Origin of the sequence: Streptomyces nanshensis (assembly GCF_001751255.1) — a bacterium.
Lineage (GTDB): Bacteria > Actinomycetota > Actinomycetes > Streptomycetales > Streptomycetaceae > Streptomyces > Streptomyces nanshensis_A.
The window spans coordinates 2617-20388 of sequence record NZ_LJGW01000409.1; the positions used below are offsets into that span (position 1 = coordinate 2617).

Here is a 17772-nt window from a genome sequence, read left to right on the forward strand (position 1 = left end):
CGAGGGGATCGCCGCGCTGGCCCGTGCCGGGGCGGACCTGCCGGGCGCCGAGATCGCCTGGCCCGGCGGCTGGAGGGGCGCGCTGTTCCTCGCGGCAATCACCGTCGGCGTCCTGCTGGCAGGCAGGGCGACACGGCTGCCCGCGCTGCTGGCCCGCCCCTGGGTGTGCGCGGCCTGCGCACTGCTCCTGCTGCTGGCGCTGGTCCGCCCGGCGCCGCTGGTACGGCCGTTCACGGGCTGGCCGCCGCCCGGCTGGCGCCTTGTGGCGTGCGATGTCGGCCAGGGGGACGCGCTGGCACTGGCGACGGGCAGAGCGCACCAGGCGGTCGTCGTCGACGCGGGCCCCGACCCGGCGGCCGTCGACCGGTGTCTGCGCACCCTCGGGGTCACCTCCGTACCGCTGCTGGTGCTCACGCACTTTCACGCGGACCATGTATCCGGGCTCGCCGGGGTGTTGAAGGGGCGCAGCGTCGGGGCGATCCAGACCACCGGGCTCCAGGAGCCGCGTGCGCAGGCGGAGTTCGTACGCCGTACGGCCCGTGGCGCCGGGGTGCCCGTGACCGGTGCGGTGGCGGGGGAGCGGCGGCATGCGGGCGCCCTGTCCTGGCAGGCGCTGTGGCCCACGGCCCCGCACGGCGCACAGGACGCAGCGCCGCACGGCGCACCGGACGCCACGCCGGACGGCGCACAGAGCGGAACGCCGGACAGCACGACAGGCACCATGGCGGACGATCCCGGCGGCGCCAACGACGCCAGCATCACCCTGCTCTTCCGCACCGGCGGGATGTCGCTGCTCCTGCCCGGCGATCTCGAACCGGACGCGCAGAGCGGCCTGTTGAACGCCTGGCCGGGGCTGCCGTCCGTGGACGTCCTCAAGGTCGCCCACCACGGTTCCGCGTACCAGGACCCGCGTCTGCTGGAGCGGCTCCGTCCGCGCATCGCCCTGATCAGTTGCGGCGCGGACAATCCGTACGGTCATCCTGCGCCCCGTACGGTCGCCGCGCTGCGCGCGGCCGGCGCCCTCGTACGGCGTACCGACCTCAACGGCGCGCTGGCGGTGACCGGTTCACGGACACCCGGCGCACGGGATCCCGGAGAGGGGGCGGGGCGGCCGTCCGTCGTCGTGGAGCGTGACGCGGACGGGCAGTCCGGCGGGGCCCGTTCGCCGCCCGGGGCGGACGGCTGACTCCGCCAACGTCCGGCCGTGCCCGGCGGGTTGGGCGGGGGCACGTCGCCCGCGTCACTGCCTGCTTGCGCCCACTTCGAAGAGGAGCCAGAGAAAGGCCGCGAAGAGATGGCCCGCGACCAGATAGACGAAGAGCCGGACGAGGAGGCCGCGCGGGATCCGGTCGTTCTCGCGTGCGGGGTCGTCCTTGGAGTTCCGCCGGGTCATCTCCGGTCACCTGCCTCACGTGGGTGTGCGCCGCCGATGCACAACTCCGAGGCCGTGCTGCGCAACAGGGTGTGGACGAAAAGCATCTCGGCGGCCTCGTCCCCGACGGCGGAGATGCGGTGCGGGACGAGGGAGTCGAAGTGGGCGGAGTCGCCCGGGTCGAGTATGTGGTCGGCCTCGCCCAGTCCGAGCGCCAGCCGCCCGGAGAGGACGTGCAGCCACTCCTCCCCGGGGTGCACGCGTACCAGCCCCTCCTGCGCGGCCGGTGGCACCGTGACGCGCAGCGCCTGCATCGCACGCCCCGGGTTGCCGGCCGCGCGGTAGACCCACCCGCCGGCCCTGGTCGCCTGCGCGTCCCCGCGGCGCAGCACGGGCGAGTGTCCGGGAGGGCTCTCACCGAGCAGATCGGAGACCGTGGTTCCGTAGGAACGGGAGAGCGACAGGAGTACCGGCAGCGACGGCTGCCTGTGCCCGGTCTCCAGCCGGGACAGGTGCGCGACCGAGAGCCCGGCGCGGGAGGCCGCCGCCTCCAGCGTGAGACCGGACGCGCGCCGCCGGTCCCGGAGGTTCGGAGCCACCGGGGTCGTCGCGCGTGCCGGGTCTTCTCCTGAAGAGGTCATGTCTCCATGAAGCGTCACGCCATGCCTGAGAGGCAAATCTCTTGCCTCTCAGGCAAATCCCTCTCGCCTCCCAGACCCCCGCCGGGATGTCGGTCCGCCGCACCGACTCGGTCCCGGGGTTCTCCGCCCCGTTGTGCTCAGTCCCGCTCCAGCCAGCCGTCGAACTCGGCGGCGAGCGCGTCGAGTCGGGCCGGATCGTAGCGGGCCCGCGGACCCTCCAGGACGACGAGCCACTGGGCGTCCTCCGCGTCGTCCTCGCCCGCGAGCGCCTCCCGTACGAGCTGTGGCTCCTCGTGGGGTCCCTCGAAGCGGTGCGTCAGCTCCTCGGCGACCTCCTCGGCGGCGTCGCGGTCGGGCAGCACCAGGATGTGTCGTACGTCCGTCACACCGGCATTGTGCTGCACACGGAGGTGTCGGCGGGGCGTGGGATGCTGGTCCGCGATGGCTGGTACGCGGAAGAAGACGACGGACGACCCGCTGGCCCCGGTGACCCTCGCCGTGGGGCAGGAGGAGCTGCTGCTGGAGCGTGCGGTGCGGGAGGTGGCCGCCGCCGCGCGCGCGGCCGACCCCGACACCGATGTGCGCGAACTCGCCGCGGTGGACCTGCAGCCCGGCACGCTGGCGGAGCTCACCAGCCCTTCGCTCTTCGCGGAGCGCAAGGTCGTCGCCGTGTACAACGCGCAGGACCTCTCGGCGGACTCCGTCAAGGACGTGAAGTCCTATCTCGGCGACCCCGCCGAGGAGATCACGCTCGTCCTGCTGCACGCGGGCGGCGCCAAGGGCAAGGGCCTGCTGGACGCCGCGCGCAAGGCCGGTGCGCGCGAGGTGGCCTGCGCCAAGCTGACCAAGCCCGCCGACCGGCTGGCGTTCGTACGGGGCGAGTTCCGCGGGCTCGGCCGGTCCGCGACGCCGGAGGCGGCCCAGGCGCTGGTCGACGCCGTCGGCAGCGATCTGCGTGAACTGTCCTCTGCCTGCAAGCAGTTGGTGGCGGACGTCGAGGGCACCATCGACGAGGCCGTCGTCGCGCGCTACTACACGGGCCGGGCCGAGGCCTCCGGCTTCGCCGTCGCCGACCGCGCCGTGGAGGGCCGCGCCGCCGAGGCGCTGGAGACGCTGCGCTGGGCGATGGCGACGGGCGTCGCGCCCGTACTGATCACCAGCGCGCTCGCCGCGGGCGTACGCGGCATCGGCAAGCTCGCCTCCGCACCCCGCGGCATGCGCCCCGGCGACCTCGCACGCGAACTCGGCATGCCGCCCTGGAAGATCGACAGGGTGCGCCAGCAGATGCGCGGCTGGTCGGCGGACGGCGTCTCCACCGCGCTGCGCGCGGTCGCCGCGGCGGACGAGGCGGTCAAGGGCGGCGGGGACGACCCGGAGTACGCGCTGGAGCAGGCCGTGCTGACCGTGGCGAAGGCGGCCCGCTCCCGCTGACGGCGCCCGTTCCCGTACGGCCCCCACCGCACACGGCACGGCACACCGCGCCGCACACCCGCACCGCCCAAGCCCCGTGCGCCACCGCCCAGTTCGCGCGAACCCGTCCCGCGTGCCGCCCCGCCCCTCACCCCGTGTCCCCTCACTCCGTGTCCGACGTCAGCGCCTCGATCGTCGGTACGGCCGCCGCCCGCCGTGCCGGGAGCACGGACGCCAGGACGCCGGTCGCGGTGCTCGCGGCGAGGAAGGCGGCCAGCCGTCCCCAGGGGAACAGCACTTCGCTGCCCTGCGCGGCGACCGCGGCGGCCCCGATGACACAGCCGGACGCCAGCCCCAGCGCCGAGCCCAGCAGCGCGATCAGCACGGCCTCCAGCCGGAAGACGGACCGGACGCCCTTCCGGTCCAGGCCGACGGCGCGCAACAGGCCGATCTCCCGCACCCGTTCGGCCACGGCCATCCCCAGGGTGTTGACCACGCCCAGCACGCCGATCAGCACGGTCACGCTGAGCAGCGCGTACAGGAGGTTCAGCAGCGGCTTCACCGGCCGTACGGCCTCGGCCTCCGCCGCCGCACGGTCGTGGACGAGCAGCGCGGGGTTGTCGAGCGTCGTACGGATGGCCTCCCGCAGCGCGCCGATGCGCCCGTGTGCAGCCTGGGCGAGGACGGAGACGACGTACGGACGCTGCTGCGCGGAGGCGTCGCCGCGTTCCCCGCCGAGCAGCCGGTCGGAGACCAGGGCGGGCGAGAGCGCCTCGGGACCGTCGTAGACGGCGACCACGGGCATGGTCCGCGCCCGCCGTCCTCCGCCGTCGTGTCCGCCGTCCCCGCCCGGTACGCCGCCGTCCGTCGTGACCCGGGCCCGCGACCCCACATGCCAGCCGCGCTCGGCAGCCGTCGCCGACGTGACCGCGATCCCATGGCCGAGGCGGGCCAACGAGCCTGCCCGTACGCGTACTTGGTGCAGCCTCGCCGCCGCGCGGGCGTCGACGGCGGTGGCGCCCAGCGTGTCACCGCCGGGGAGGCCGAGCGTGACCGGTACGAGGGCGGTGACGGCCTCCGCGTCCGGCAGCGTCGCGATGCGCTCCGCCGTGTCGGCGCCCACGTCCGCGAAGTCGACCGGGGTGATGCGCAGATCGGCGGCCATGCCCTCCCGCGCCTCCTGCTCCACCTTCTCCTGGAGCGAGAACGCCCCGACCGTCACGGCGGTGACGAGCGAGAGCCCGATCATCAGTGCCGTCGCGGTGGCGGCCGTACGGCGTGGATTGCGGCGGGCGTTCTCCACGGCGAGCCTGCCCCGTACCCCCGCGACACGGACCAGCGGCGGCCGCAGCAGCCGTGCGAACCCCGAGGCGAGCAGCGGCGTGAGGACGATCAGCCCGGTCAGCAGGACGGGTACGGCGGCGTACAGCAGGTTCTCGTCCCCGGAGGCGGCGTCGTACAGCAGCAGCGCACCGGCCGCGGTGACGAGGGAACCGGCGATGTCGCGGAGCCGCCGGGTCCGGGCGGCCGGCGGCACCCCGGTGCCCAGCGCGGCCACGGGCGGTACCGACGCGGCACGGCGGGCCGGGACCCAGGCCGCGACCATGGTGACTCCCGTGCCGACGCCGAACGCCGCGAGCAGCGGCGCGGCGGCGAACATCCGTACCGGGGCACCGGGCCCCTCGACGGCGCCGAAGAGGCCGTTCAGCGCCTCGGCCACGCCGATGCCGAGCCCGTATCCGGCGGCCGACGCGAGCACTCCCACCAGCCCAGCCTCGGCCAGCACCAGCCGCAGCACCTGGCGGCGGGTCGCGCCGACGGTGCGCAGCAGGGCGTGCTGGCGGCGGCGGGCCGCGCTGAGCATCGCGAAGGTGTTGGCCACCAGGAAGACCGAGACGCCCAGGGCGACGGCGGCGAAGCTCAGCAGGATGTAGGTGAGCTTGGGGTCCTCGGGAACGGCTTCGGCGTCCAGCGCCGTGCGGGTCACCGCCTCCGCTCCGCGCGGCAGCAGCTTCCCGGCGCGCTGCGCCAACTGCGCCTGGGATACGCCCTGTTCGGCGGTGAGCGTGATCTGTGTGTAGCGGCCGGGCGCCGCGAAGTGCCGGGCGGCGGTGGACGCAGAGAACGCCGTGACGGCGCCGCCCAGCGCCGGCCCGCTGTCCCGCGTCGTGAACGTGCCGGTGAGGCGTGCGTCGCGGGCGGTGCCGCCGACGACGACCCGGACGCGGTCGCCCACCGCGTATCCGGCGTCGTGTGCGGCCCGTTCGTCGAGGGCGATCTCGCCGGACGTACGGGGGCCGCGCCCCGCGTGCAGGGGGTAGCGGGGGTCGTCGCCGTGGGCGTCGGGGACCCAGTTGACGCCCGTCGAGCGGTAGGCGTCGCCGACGAGTTCACCGTCGCGTCCGACGAGGAGGGCGCGCCCCTCGACGGTGCCCCGTGCGCCGGAGACTCCGGGGAGCGCCCGCAGCCGCTCCAGCAACTGTCCGTCGAGCCGCACCGGTTCGTCGGCGTCGGCGTCGGTGCCTCCGCCGCCGGAACCGAGACCCGCCCCGTCCGGCTCCGCCGCCCGTACCGCCACCGACACATCGGGCCGGGACTCGCGCTGTACGAGGGCCTGCCCGTCGCGTACGGACTCCGTGTACATCAGCGAGCCGGACACGAACGCGACGCCGAGCAGCACGGCGAGAGCGGGCAGCGCGAAGCGCAGCCGGTGGACGAGGAGATTGCGTACGGCGGTGCGGAGCATCGCGTTGGCTACGGCGGTGCGGAGCATCGCGTGAGACAGGGCGGTACGGAGCATCGCATGAGGCCGGGCGGTGCGGAGCATCGAAGTGCCTTCTGTGGAGGGCGGATTCACGGCGGGACGCGGACGGACCGCGCTCCCGCTGCGGTGAGCGAGCCCGATCGTGCGCGTCCCCGCGGGCCCGCCGCATCAGCCGCCGGGCCGATACACACGGCACGCTCCCGGCCGCCGTATCGGCCGAACTGACGAGGTGCCGCGGCGTGCGGCTCCCGTAGCGTGCCCGGCATGTCCAGTGCCCTCGGCGCCCGCAGCGGTGCCCTCCCGGCGGGCGGCGCAGCTCTGCCCCGCGCCGCCTTCCGCGCCCGCCCGCTCCTTCAGCAGATCCTTCTCGCACTCGTCGCGGCGGTGCTGCTCGGCCTGGTGATCGCCGAGGGCGCCGACACCCGGTTCGTGCCGACGGCCGTCGCCACGGCCTTCACGGGCACGCTCAGCCTGTACGCCCTCGTCGTACGCCGCGAACTGCTGCCGCGCTGGGCCCTGTTCGCCGCCGGGGCGTCGGGCGTGCTGTCCGTCGTCTCCGCGAACCTCGCCCACCGTCCCGAACACACCTCGGGATGCGTCGAGTTGTGCGCGCTGCTCGCCCTCGTCGCCCGTACGGTCCGGCACGTACGTCCGTTGCGGGCGACGGGTCTGTTCGTCGTGCTCGCGTTCGCGGTGGGCCTGGAGCCGCTGCGTCTGGCCAAGATCGATTCGGAGCAACTGAGCATCGCGGAGAGCGTGTTGGTGCTCTGTCTGTTCTCCGCGGTGCTCGCCGGGCTGTGTCTGTGGCTGTACGACCGGCTGCGGGCACGTGAGCGGCGCAGCATCCGCGAGGCACAACGGCTGGAGTACGCCCGGGAGTTGCACGACTTCGTCGCCCACCATGTGACGGCGATCGTGGCGCAGACCCGTGCCGTGCGCTTCGCCACCGCGCAGGGCCGTGAGCAGGACCCGGCGGATCTCGACCGGATGCTGGAGGGCATCGAGAACGCCGCCTCGCAGTCGCTGAGTTCGATGCGCGGCATGGTGTCCGTACTGCGCGGCACGGCGGACGCACCGGCCGGTGCGACGGCCGGGTCGTACGACGGCGGGCTGCCGGACGTGGCGTCGGTGCTGGAGCGCGCCGTGGGTGAACTGGCCGCCGCCGCGCCCCCGTCCGTCCAGGTGGAGGTGGATCCGGAGCTGACGGGACGGCGGCTGCCGCCGGCGCTGGTGGACGTCGCGTACAGCGTCGTACGGGAGGGCCTGACGAACGCCCGCCGTCATGCGCGCGGCGCGACCCGCGTCACGGTGGCGGCCGGCCCGGGTACGCAAGCGCCGTACGGACTGGAGCTCTCCGTGGCCGACGACGGCGAGACCGGCAGCGGCGGTGGCAGTGGCAGTGGCGTCGGTATCGGCCTCGGCGACGCGGGGAGCAAGGCCGCCCCCGGCGGGTTCGGACTGACGGGCCTGGCCGAGCGGATCGAGGGAGCGGGCGGACGCCTCGGCGCGGGTCCCTGCGAGGGAGGCGGATGGCGCCTGACGGCGGAGCTCCCGCCGCCCCGCGCGGCCGAACTCCGCAGCTCCCGGCGGGCGTTGTGACCGGGTGCGTTCTGACACCATGGGCGGAATGACGATCCGGCTGCTCATCGCCGACGACCAGGAGATGGTCCGGTCCGCCTTCCGCATGATCCTGGACACGCAGCCGGACATGGAGGTCGTGGCGGAGGCGGCGGACGGCGTCGCCGCGGTCGAGCAGGCGCGGCGGCTGCGCCCCGACGTGAGTCTGCTGGACATCCGCATGCCCGGTCTGGACGGTCTGGAGGCCACGCGGCTGCTGGCCGGGCCGGGCGTAGCCGACCCGCTCACCGTGCTGATCGCCACGACCTTCGACCTGGACGAGTACGTCTACCGTGCGCTGCGCAACGGCGCCTGCGGTTTTCTCCTCAAGGACGGTTCGCCCGCGCTGCTCACCGAGGCGGTACGGGCCGCGGCGGCCGGGGACGCGATGATCGCGCCCTCCGTCACGGTCCGGCTGCTGGCGAAGATGGCGCGCGGCGGCTCCGCCGGCTCAGGCGACCCCGGTGACTCCGGCGGTTCCGCCGATCCCCGCGGCTCCCGCGGCTCCGGTCGCCGTGACGACGGGACGGCCCCGCCGCAGCCCTCCGCGGCGAGGCGGCGCAGACAGCGGTCCGGCACACGCCTCGGCGCCCCGGCCGAGCCGCTGACACCGCGCGAACTGGACGTCGTACGGCTCGTCGCCAGGGGCCTCACGAACGACGAACTGGCCGACGAGCTCTATGTGACCCTCTCCACGGTCAAGACCCATCTGGCCAACGCCCAGCGCAAACTCGCCGCCCGCAACCGCGTCGAGATCGCCGCCTGGGCCTGGGAGAACGGTCTCTGCTCCGGCTGACCACCACCGCGCCCGGACCTTGTACCGGACCGCCCCCGGACGCACCGAAGGCCCCGCCGGCGCTGGGAAAGCGCCGCGGGGCCTTCGCTGTGTCTGTGCTTCTGTGCTTCTGGGCGATCGCGAAGCGATCTCCCGCGCCGCACCCGCGTGGCGAACGCAGGCCGCGTGCGGCGCGGACATCACACCGTGGCGACCGGAGGGGCCGTGGACCTTCAAGGCGTACGGCCCGCGGATCCGGGGCTCACGCTGCGAATCGGCCGGTACGGAACGGAGTGAGAGGGCCCGTGGGACCCGTACCGGCGGAAGCCGTCGTCAGCCGTTGAGGCCGGAGACGTGCTTGGCGAGAGCGGACTTCTTGTTGGCCGCGTTGTTCTTGTGCAGCACGCCCTTGCTGACGGCCTTGTCGAGCTTCTGGCCGGCGACGCGCTGCGCCTCGGACGCCTTGGCCGAGTCACCGGCGGCGACGGCCTCGTGCGCACGGCGGATCGCCGTCTTGATCTCCGACTTGACCGCCTTGTTGCGCAGTCGCGCCTTCTCGTTGGTCTTGATCCGCTTGATCTGGGACTTGATGTTCGCCACGAAAAAGAGCCTTTACGGGTTCGGTGATGGTGCCTTCCAATACCAACGTGAGCCGCTGCTGCGAGCGCCGGATTCGAGCCGGGCCGGGACCGGACGGCCCGCGGAACCGGGACCGGAGGCGGTCCGGGGGAGCGGGTGAGAGATCCGGCCGGGCGCAGAGCGCACGAGGCACAGTCGGTCAGGCTACCAGCAGGGCTCCCGGCCTCCCAATCCGGTACTGCCGCGCGCGCATGGGACGATGGGGGCTGCGACATCGTACGAGAGCGGCCCGGAGAGTCACCCCGGGGCTCTTACCGCCGACCCGACAGACCCGACAGGACACTGCGTGCCCGCGACCCCTTCGAACGTGCCGGAGCCGAGCCGCACCGGCCCTGCGCTGATCCGCAACTTCTGCATCATCGCGCACATCGACCACGGCAAGTCGACGCTCGCCGACCGGATGCTCCAGCTCACGGGCATCGTCGAGGACCGGCAGATGCGTGCCCAGTACCTCGACCGCATGGACATCGAGCGTGAGCGCGGCATCACGATCAAGTCCCAGGCGGTACGCATGCCTTGGGCGCCTTCCGGCGCCGGGGAGTCCGCGTACATCCTGAACATGATCGACACTCCGGGGCACGTCGACTTCACCTACGAGGTCTCCCGCTCCCTCGCCGCCTGCGAGGGGTGCATCCTGCTGGTCGACGCGGCCCAGGGCATCGAGGCGCAGACTCTCGCCAACCTCTATCTGGCGATGGAGCACGACCTCACGATCATCCCGGTGCTCAACAAGATCGACCTGCCGGCGGCGCAGCCGGAGAAGTTCGCCGCGGAGCTGGCGCATCTCATCGGCTGTGAGCCGGAGGACGTGCTGAAGGTGTCCGCGAAGACCGGCGAGGGCGTCGAGGAGCTGCTGAACGAGGTGGTGCGGCAGGTGCCGCAGCCCGTCGGCGACGCGGACGCCCCCGCCCGCGCGATGATCTTCGACTCGGTCTACGACGCCTACCGCGGTGTCGTCACCTACATCAAGGTCGTGGACGGGCAGCTCGGCAGGCGCGAGCGCATCCGCATGATGTCCACGGGCGCGACCCACGAGCTGCTGGAGATCGGCACCAACTCCCCGGAGATGACGGCCGCCGACGGCCTCGGCGTCGGCGAGGTCGGCTATCTCATCACCGGTGTGAAGGACGTACGCCAGTCCAAGGTCGGCGACACCGTCACCAGTCTGACCAAGGGCGCCGAGCAGGCGCTGCCCGGCTACAAGGACCCGAAGCCGATGGTCTTCTCGGGCCTGTATCCGCTGGACGGCTCCGACTATCCGGAGCTCCGCGACGCGCTCGACAAGCTCCAGCTCAACGACGCGGCGCTGACGTACGAGCCGGAGAACTCGGTCGCGCTCGGCTTCGGCTTCCGCGTGGGCTTCCTCGGGCTGCTGCACCTGGAGGTCATCCGGGCCCGTCTGGAGCGGGAGTTCGGGCTCGACCTGATCGCCACCGCGCCCAACGTCGTCTACCGCGTGGAGATGGAGGACGGCGACGAGCACGTCGTCACCAACCCCAGCGAGTTCCCCGGCGGCAAGATCGACAAGGTGCACGAGCCGGTCGTACGGGCGACGCTCATCGCGCCCAGTGAATTCGTCGGCGCCATCATGGAGTTGTGCCAGTCGCGCCGCGGCGCGCTCCAGGGCATGGACTATCTCTCGGAGGACCGCGTCGAGCTGCGCTACACCCTGCCGCTCGCGGAGATCGTCTTCGACTTCTTCGACGCGCTGAAGTCCCGTACGCGCGGCTACGCCTCGCTCGACTACGAGCCGACGGGCGAGCAGACCGCCGACCTGGTCAAGGTCGACATCCTGCTCCAGGGCGACCAGGTGGACGCGTTCTCCGCGATCGTCCACAAGGAGAAGGCGTACTCCTACGGCTCCCGCATGGCGAACAAGCTGCGGGAGCTGATCCCGCGGCAGCAGTTCGAGGTGCCCATCCAGGCCGCCATCGGCGCCCGCGTCATCGCCCGTGAGACGGTCCGCGCCATCCGCAAGGACGTGCTCGCCAAGTGCTACGGCGGTGACATCTCCCGTAAGCGGAAGCTGCTGGAGAAGCAGAAGGAGGGCAAGAAGCGGATGAAGGTCGTGGGCCGGGTCGAGGTGCCGCAGGAGGCGTTCATCGCCGCGCTGTCGACCGACGGTTCGGGCGGGGCCGCGGACGGCGCCAAGGCCAAGAAGTGAAAAGTAACGAACAGGCTGCATGAACGGGCCGGACAAGGCGAAGAAACAGGGTGAGACGGGCTGTTCGCGGCCCGTCTCTCTGTTTTTCCTGGGGAGCCTGTGACGATCGCGAGGTGATGGGGCCATTGCCGGAGACGGCCCCCTTACGTTGGGCGGCGACGACCTCTAGGCTGGCCGCTGCTTCTAGTTACTCGTGAGTCAACAAGAACTCACGCCTTGCAGACACACCGAGCAAAGGTGCGGGCCCAGCGGAGGATGTCGTGAGCGACACACAACCCCTGATCGAGAACCGGCCGCCCTCCGTGGCGACACTCTTCCTGGAAAGGGTCGAGGCCACCCCCGACGCTGAGGCTTACCGCTATCCGGTGCCCTCCGCCGCGGGCGAAGGCCCCGACGAGTGGCGCGGCTACACCTGGGGCCAGGCGGCCCAGCACGTCTTCGGCATCGCCGCGGGGCTGATGTCCCTGGGCGTGGCCCCCGAGGAGCGCGTCGCCATCGCCTCCAACACCCGCGTGGACTGGATCCTCGCCGACCTCGGAATCCTGTGCGCGGGCGCCGCGACCACCACGGTCTACCCGAGCACCAACGTCGAGGAGACCGCGTACATCCTCGCCGACTCCGACAGCCGGGTGCTGATCGCGGAGGACGCCGAGCAGCTCGCGAAGGTACGGGAGCGCCGCGGCGAACTCCCGGGCCTCAAGCACGTCGTCCTCATCGACGCCGGCGACGTCTCCGAGTCGGGCGCCATCTCCGGGGCGGGCCCCGAGCACGGCGACCCGGAGGGCTGGGTGATCAGCCTCGCGGAGCTGACCGAGCGCGGTGCCGAGCATCTGCGGGCCAACCCCACATGCGTCAAGGACACGGTGGGGGCGATCCGTTCGGACCAGCTCGCGACGCTCATCTACACCTCGGGCACCACCGGCAAACCCAAGGGCGTACGGCTGCCGCACGACTGCTGGGCGTACATGGCGAAGGCCATCGCGCAGTCCGGCCTGGTCACCAGCGAGGACGTGCAGTACCTGTGGCTGCCGCTCGCGCACGTCTTCGGCAAGGTGCTCACGGCGGGCCAGATCGAGGTCGGCCATGTCACCGCCGTGGACGGCCGGATCGACAAGATCATCGAGAATCTGCCGGTCGTGCAGCCGACGTACATGGCCGCCGTGCCCCGGATCTTCGAGAAGGTCTACAACGGCGTCGCCAACAAGGCGAAGGCCGGCGGCGCCGCCAAGTACAAGATCTTCCAGTGGGCGGCCGGGGTCGCGCGCGAGTACGCGAAGGTCACGCAGGAGAACTTCCGCCGCACCGGCAGCGCCACCGCCCCCGCCGGTCTCAAGGCCAAGCACGCCGTCGCCGACCGGCTCGTCTACGCCAAGCTCCGCGAGGCCTTCGGCGGGCGTCTGCGGGCCTGTGTCTCCGGCTCGGCGGCGCTCGCCCCCGACATCGGCTACTTCTTCGCCGGCGCCGGCATCCACATCCTGGAGGGCTACGGGCTCACCGAGTCCTCCGCGGCCAGCTTCGTCAACCCCGGCGAGGCCTACCGCACCGGCACCGTCGGCAAGCCGCTCGCCGGCACCGAGGTCCGTATCGCCGACGACGGCGAGATCCTGCTGCGCGGCCCCGGCATCATGGAGGGCTACCACGGGCTGCCGGAGAAGACGGCCGAAGTCCTGGAGCCCGACGGCTGGTTCCACACCGGCGACATCGGCGAGCTGTCCGAGGACGGCTATCTGCGGATCACCGACCGCAAGAAGGACCTCATCAAGACCTCCGGCGGCAAGTACATCGCGCCGGCCGAGGTCGAGGGCCAGTTCAAGGCGCTGTGCCCGTACGTCTCGAACATCCTGGTGCACGGCGCCGACCGCAACTTCTGCACCGCCCTCATCGCGCTGGACGAGGTGAGCCTCACCGCGTGGGCGGAGGAGCAGGAGTCGCTGAAGGGCAAGCCGTACGCGGACGTCGTCACCAGCGAAGAGGTCCGCAAGATGGTCGACGGCTACGTCGAGGAGCTGAACGGCACGCTCCAGCGCTGGCAGACCATCAAGAAGTTCCGTGTGCTGCCGCGCGACCTCGACATCGAGCACGGTGAGCTGACGCCGAGCCTCAAGCTCAAGAGGCCCGTCGTGGAGCGGGAGTTCGGCCATCTGATCGACGAGATGTACGCCGGGACGCGCGAGGTCTAGGCGGCGCGGCCCCCGCGTGGTCGGGGGAGTGAGAGCGAGCGAGTGAGACGGCGCGAGCCGGGCGGCACCGATGCGGTGCGGCCCGGCTCGCGCCGTTGTGCGGTGCAGTGCAGTGTGGTGCGCGGTGCGGGTGCGGTCGCGGAGCCCCGCGCCGCAAGTACCGGTGCCCGAACCGGCCCCGCCGTCAGGGCAGTTCGCGGCGCAGCTCGTCGAGCGCCTCGGCCAGTCCGCCCACGCGGTGCGCCACGTCCCGTACGTCCGGCTCGTCGCCGCCCTGCTCCAGCCGCAGCTCCAGCGCTTCCAGCCTCCGCGCGAACTCGCCGAGCCGGTCCCGCTCGCCCGCCAGAAGCTGCTGCAACTGCCGGTTCTTGCGGTGCAGTTCGAGGAAGACGGACACCTTGGAGCGCAGCATCCACGGGTCGAACGGCTTGGTGATGTAGTCCGCCGCGCCCGTCGCGTAACCGCGGAAGGTGTAGCCGGCCTCGGAGGCGGACTCGGCCCCGGTCAGAAAGATGATCGGCACGTCCCGTGTCTGGTCGAGGCGTTTGATGTGCCCGGCCGTCTCGAAGCCGTCCATGCCCGGCATCAGCACGTCCAGCAGGATCACGGCGAACTCCTGGCGCAGCAGCGCCTTCATCGCCTCCTCGCCCGACATCGCCCGCACCAGCGGGACTTCGAGCGCGCCGAGCACCGCTTCGAGCGCGACGAGGTTGTCCTCGCGGTCGTCGACGAGCAGGATCCCCGCCTCGTCCGCCGCGTCCGGGTCGGGGCCCGTGAGCGGGGAGAGGGGTGTGCGGGTGTGGAGCCCGGGTGGTGTCATCGCGGCCTCGGTGAGGAGTGAGGATCGAGCAGGGAGTGCACCGTGGCGAGCAGCGTGTCGACCGCCACCGGCTTGGGCACGTAGGCCGAGGCTCCCGCGGAGAGCGACTGCTCGCCGTCGCCCGGCATGGCCTGGGCCGTGAGGGCGATGACGGGCAGTGCCGCGAAGCGCGGGTCGGCGCGGAGGGCGCGGATCGTCTCGTAGCCGTCCAGGCCCGGCATCATGATGTCCATCAGGACGAGGTCGAGGGCGGCGCCGCCGTCCAGGACCGCCAGCGCCTCCGAGCCGTTCTCGGCATAGCGCACGGACATCCCGACGCGGCCCAGGAGATGGGTCATGGCGTAGACGTTGCGGATGTCGTCGTCGACGACCAGGACGCGTTTGTCGCGCAGTACGGCGCCGGCCGGGCCGTGCTGCCAGGCGGCCGGCCCGGAGGAGGACGGTGCGGGGGCGTTCGTACGGGCGTACTCGCGTTCCGGGGCGCGGTGCGGCGCCCGCTGCGGTGGCTGCGGACGCTGTACCTCGTGGTCGTCGGCGCCGTAGGGGCGGAGCTGGAACGGCACGTTCTGCGGGGGCAGTTCGGCCGCGGGCGCTCTGCCCGTACCGAGGGCGGCGGGCCCGCGCGGCTGCTCGGCGGCCGGTACGTACAGCGTGAAGGCGCTGCCGGCGCCCGGCGTGCTCTCCACGCTGATGCTCCCGCCGAGCAGCGCCGCCAGTTCTCGGCTGATGGCCAGCCCGAGGCCCGTACCGCCGTACGTACGGTGCGAGGAGCCGTCGCCCTGCTGGAACGCCTCGAAGATGCGGGGGAGTTGCTCCGCTCCGATGCCGACGCCGGTGTCGGTGACGCGGAAGGCGACCAGCGGCTTCGGCTGCCCGGCGCCGTTCCTCGCGCCGTCGTCCCCGCCGTCCCTTTCCTGCCCGTGCTGCCCGTCTTCCTGCCCGTGCTGCCCGTCGTCGCCCGGTGCCGACGCCGGCTCCGCGCGCAGTTCGACGGCGCCCTCGGAGGTGAACTTCATCGCGTTGGACAGCAGATTGCGCAGGATCTGCTGCAACCGCCGTTCGTCCACGTGGAGTTCGTCCGGCGCGTCGTCCGCGCGGGAGACGGAGAAGCGCAGCCCGCGGTCGTGCGCGAGCGGACGGAAGGTGTCCTCCAGGGACGCCAGCAGCTTGCGCAGCCGCAGCGGGCCCGGCCGGGTCTCCATCCGCCCGGACTCGATCTTGGCGAGGTCGAGCACGTCGTTGATCAGGGAGAGCAGATCCGTGCCCGAGCGGTGGATGGTCTCCGCGAAGCGCACCTCCTCGTCCGACAGCCGCCCGCCCTCGTTGTCCGCGAGCAGCCGGGCGAGCACGAGCAGCGAGTTCAGCGGTGTGCGCAACTCGTGCGACATGTTGGCGAGGAACTGCGTCTTGTACTGCGAGGAGGCGGCCAACAGCGCGGCCTTCTCGGAGAGTTCGGTGTTCGCCCTGATGGTGTGCAGCGCGACGCCCATCGTGTGCACGAACTGGTCGAAGAACGCGAGATGGATGTCGCTGAAGGTACTGAACGAGGCGAGTTCGAGCACACCGAGCAGGGTGTCCTCGTAGAGCACCGGCAGGATCACCACACACGCCGGACGCGCCGCGCCCAGCCCGGAGCCGATCGGCAGATAGTCCGGCGGCGCCTCCGTCAGCAGCAGCCGCCGCTTCTCCGCGACCACCTGCGCGATGAGGCTGTGTCCGTCCCGTGCGCCGAGCGGCGGGGCGCCCGGCTCGTACGCGGCCGTGCCGTACCCGGCGACATAGCTCAGCTCGCCGGCGCCCGGTGCGCCGCCCGTCCTCTCCGTGCCGTCCGTCCCGTCCTTCCCGTCCGTCCCGTGGCCCTCCGCACGGTCCTCCATCAGGAAGAACGCGCCGAACTGCGCGCCCACCAGCGGCGGAAGCTCCCGCATGATCGGACCGGCGATCTCCCGGATGTCGCGACGCCCCTGCATCAGCGACGCCAGCCGGGTCAGATTGGACTCCAGCCACTCCTTGGCCCGTGTGGTCTCCCGCAGATCGGTGACCATCCGGTTCACGGCCTCGGCCGCGTCGCGCCAACTGCCCGACAGACCGCTGACGGTGGTGTGCGGGGCGACCGGGCCGCCGTGTCTGCCGCCGGGACCCCGGCCGCCGCCCTCGCCGTCCTCGTCCAGCGCGGCACGTGTCACCTCGCCGGTGAACAGGGCGAGTTGGTCGGTCATCCGGTTCACCGTGCGGCCCAGACGGCGCAGTTCGCCGCGCAGGGCCCGGCCGTCCTCGTGCAGATCGACGCGGCGCGAGAGGTCGCCGTCGGCGACCGCGGCGAGGACGCGGGTGGCCTCCGCCTGCGACCCGAGCAGCGTCTCCAGCAGGGTGTTGACCGCGTGTACGGATTCCGTCCACATGCCCTGGCCGGGACCGGCCGTCAGCCGTTCGTCCACGCGGCCACGGCGTACGACGTCCGCGCGTACCCGCGTCAACTCCGTGGCCAGGTGCTCGGTGCGCGCGGCCAACTGGTTGACGGTGTCGGCCAGTTCGGTCGCGAAGCCGGGCGCGGCGTCGGGAGGGAGAGCGACCCTGGCCGTGAAGTCGCCGTCGCGCAGTGCGCGCAGCGCGCAGAGCACGGGATGCAGCCCGGCTCCCGTGTCCGCCGAGACGTCCGGCACACCGGACACTTCACCACTCATGCAAGCGCCGCCCCATCGGTTTCGTGACCCGACGCATTTGGATCGGCTCAGTCTGTCACCCTTGCGGTAATCCCGTGGGGGGTAATCGGTGAAGTGGTGGGGGCAAGCACTGTGGGGACGTCGTTGAGGCGGTGGGGGGAAACAGACGGGACGGAGGAGCGGGCGCGGCCGTACGGGATTCCGGCTGCCGCGCCGGGCGCCGTACCGGACGTGCCGGGGTCGGTGCCGGATGCCGTACCGGACGTGCCGGACGCCGTGCCGCTCTCCGGTACGGGCGGCGGGTCCGCGGCCGTGCGCGTCTCGCTCGCGGGCACCGCCCAAGCGCCCGCCGCGGCGCGGCAGTTCGTCCGCAAAGCCCTCGCGGACTGGGAGGTGCCGCGTGCGCCTTCCGACGATGTGACGCTGCTGGTCAGCGAGTTGGTGACGAACGCGGTCGTGCACGCCGGCACATCGGTGCTCCTGGAGTGCCGGTACGAGGACGGCACCCTCGTCGTCCAGGCCGCCGACCGGCATCCCGGCCGCGCCGTGGAGACGCGTGCCGCCGCCGCGGAAGCCGACGGGGGCCGCGAGATGCACCAGGGCCACGGTCTGCGGCTGCTGGCGGCCCTCGCCGAGGAGTGGGGCGTCACCTACCGCCGGGACGGCAAGACGGTCTGGTTCCGCATGCCGTGCGGCCCGGGCGCCGGCGGCGACGTGGCGGCCGGCC

At 72.5% G+C, this 17772-nt stretch carries 14 protein-coding genes; 7 read left to right on the forward strand and 7 right to left on the reverse strand.

The annotated features are described in order from the left end of the window. Window positions 1-1186 (forward strand): ComEC/Rec2 family competence protein (locus AN218_RS38520; protein WP_244900709.1); only part of this gene is annotated, 1186 nt, incomplete at its 5' end. 54 nt (window positions 1187-1240) lie between these two features. On the opposite strand, the gene AN218_RS37065 is transcribed toward AN218_RS38520, so the two are convergent. The 3 genes from AN218_RS37065 to AN218_RS25550 form a co-directional block, all read right to left on the reverse strand. Beyond that, on the reverse strand, window positions 1241-1393 hold the full coding sequence (locus AN218_RS37065; protein WP_171908790.1) for a DUF6126 family protein: 153 nt from the start codon (window positions 1391-1393) through the stop codon (window positions 1241-1243). Next, entirely contained in the window at window positions 1390-2013 is a 624-nt protein-coding gene (locus AN218_RS25545; protein WP_070019295.1) for a helix-turn-helix domain-containing protein, read from the reverse strand. The genes AN218_RS37065 and AN218_RS25545 overlap by 4 nt, the downstream gene beginning before the upstream one ends. 137 nt (window positions 2014-2150) lie before the next feature. After that, window positions 2151-2399: a hypothetical protein gene (locus AN218_RS25550; protein WP_070019308.1), complete on the reverse strand. Its 249-nt coding sequence runs from the start codon at window positions 2397-2399 to the stop codon at window positions 2151-2153. 55 nt (window positions 2400-2454) lie between these two features. Between AN218_RS25550 and holA the strand changes: the two genes are divergently transcribed. After that, entirely contained in the window at window positions 2455-3444 is a 990-nt protein-coding gene (gene holA / locus AN218_RS25555) for a DNA polymerase III subunit delta (protein WP_070019297.1), read from the forward strand. Between the two features lie 142 nt (window positions 3445-3586). Here holA and AN218_RS25560 read toward each other — a convergent pair whose 3' ends face one another. Then, a complete protein-coding gene (locus tag AN218_RS25560) occupies window positions 3587-6196 on the reverse strand; it encodes an FtsX-like permease family protein (protein ID WP_244900711.1) in 2610 nt (869 codons plus the stop codon). 255 nt (window positions 6197-6451) lie between these two features. Between AN218_RS25560 and AN218_RS25565 the strand changes: the two genes are divergently transcribed. Continuing rightward, a complete protein-coding gene (locus tag AN218_RS25565; RefSeq protein ID WP_079132582.1) occupies window positions 6452-7786 on the forward strand; it encodes a sensor histidine kinase in 1335 nt (444 codons plus the stop codon). Between the two features lie 19 nt (window positions 7787-7805). Next, complete coding sequence (locus AN218_RS25570) at window positions 7806-8600, forward strand: response regulator (RefSeq protein WP_420856014.1); 795 nt, start codon at window positions 7806-7808, stop codon at window positions 8598-8600. A 312-nt stretch (window positions 8601-8912) separates the two neighbouring features. Here AN218_RS25570 and rpsT read toward each other — a convergent pair whose 3' ends face one another. Continuing rightward, entirely contained in the window at window positions 8913-9179 is a 267-nt protein-coding gene (gene rpsT / locus AN218_RS25575) for a 30S ribosomal protein S20 (protein WP_070019301.1), read from the reverse strand. A 325-nt stretch (window positions 9180-9504) separates the two neighbouring features. Here rpsT and lepA point away from each other — a divergent pair, with 325 nt between their 5' ends. Continuing rightward, window positions 9505-11382 carry a translation elongation factor 4 gene (lepA, locus tag AN218_RS25580; RefSeq protein WP_070019303.1) on the forward strand — a complete coding sequence of 626 codons (1878 nt, stop codon included), beginning with the start codon at window positions 9505-9507 and terminating at the stop codon, window positions 11380-11382. A 260-nt stretch (window positions 11383-11642) separates the two neighbouring features. Then, entirely contained in the window at window positions 11643-13562 is a 1920-nt protein-coding gene (locus AN218_RS25585; RefSeq protein WP_070019305.1) for an AMP-dependent synthetase/ligase, read from the forward strand. A 184-nt stretch (window positions 13563-13746) separates the two neighbouring features. Here the strand turns inward: AN218_RS25585 and AN218_RS25590 are convergent, their stop codons facing one another. Beyond that, window positions 13747-14382 (reverse strand): response regulator, encoded by a 636-nt coding sequence (locus AN218_RS25590; protein ID WP_079132583.1) that lies wholly within the window; start codon window positions 14380-14382, stop codon window positions 13747-13749. Further along, window positions 14379-17066 (reverse strand): ATP-binding protein, encoded by a 2688-nt coding sequence (locus tag AN218_RS25595; RefSeq protein WP_079132584.1) that lies wholly within the window; start codon window positions 17064-17066, stop codon window positions 14379-14381. Before AN218_RS25595 ends, AN218_RS25590 begins: the two co-directional genes overlap by 4 nt. Window positions 17067-17309: 243 nt before the next feature. On the opposite strand from AN218_RS25595, the gene AN218_RS25600 reads away from it, so the two are divergent. Next, the coding region (locus AN218_RS25600) for an ATP-binding protein (protein ID WP_244900713.1) at window positions 17310-17772 on the forward strand (463 nt) is incomplete at its 3' end.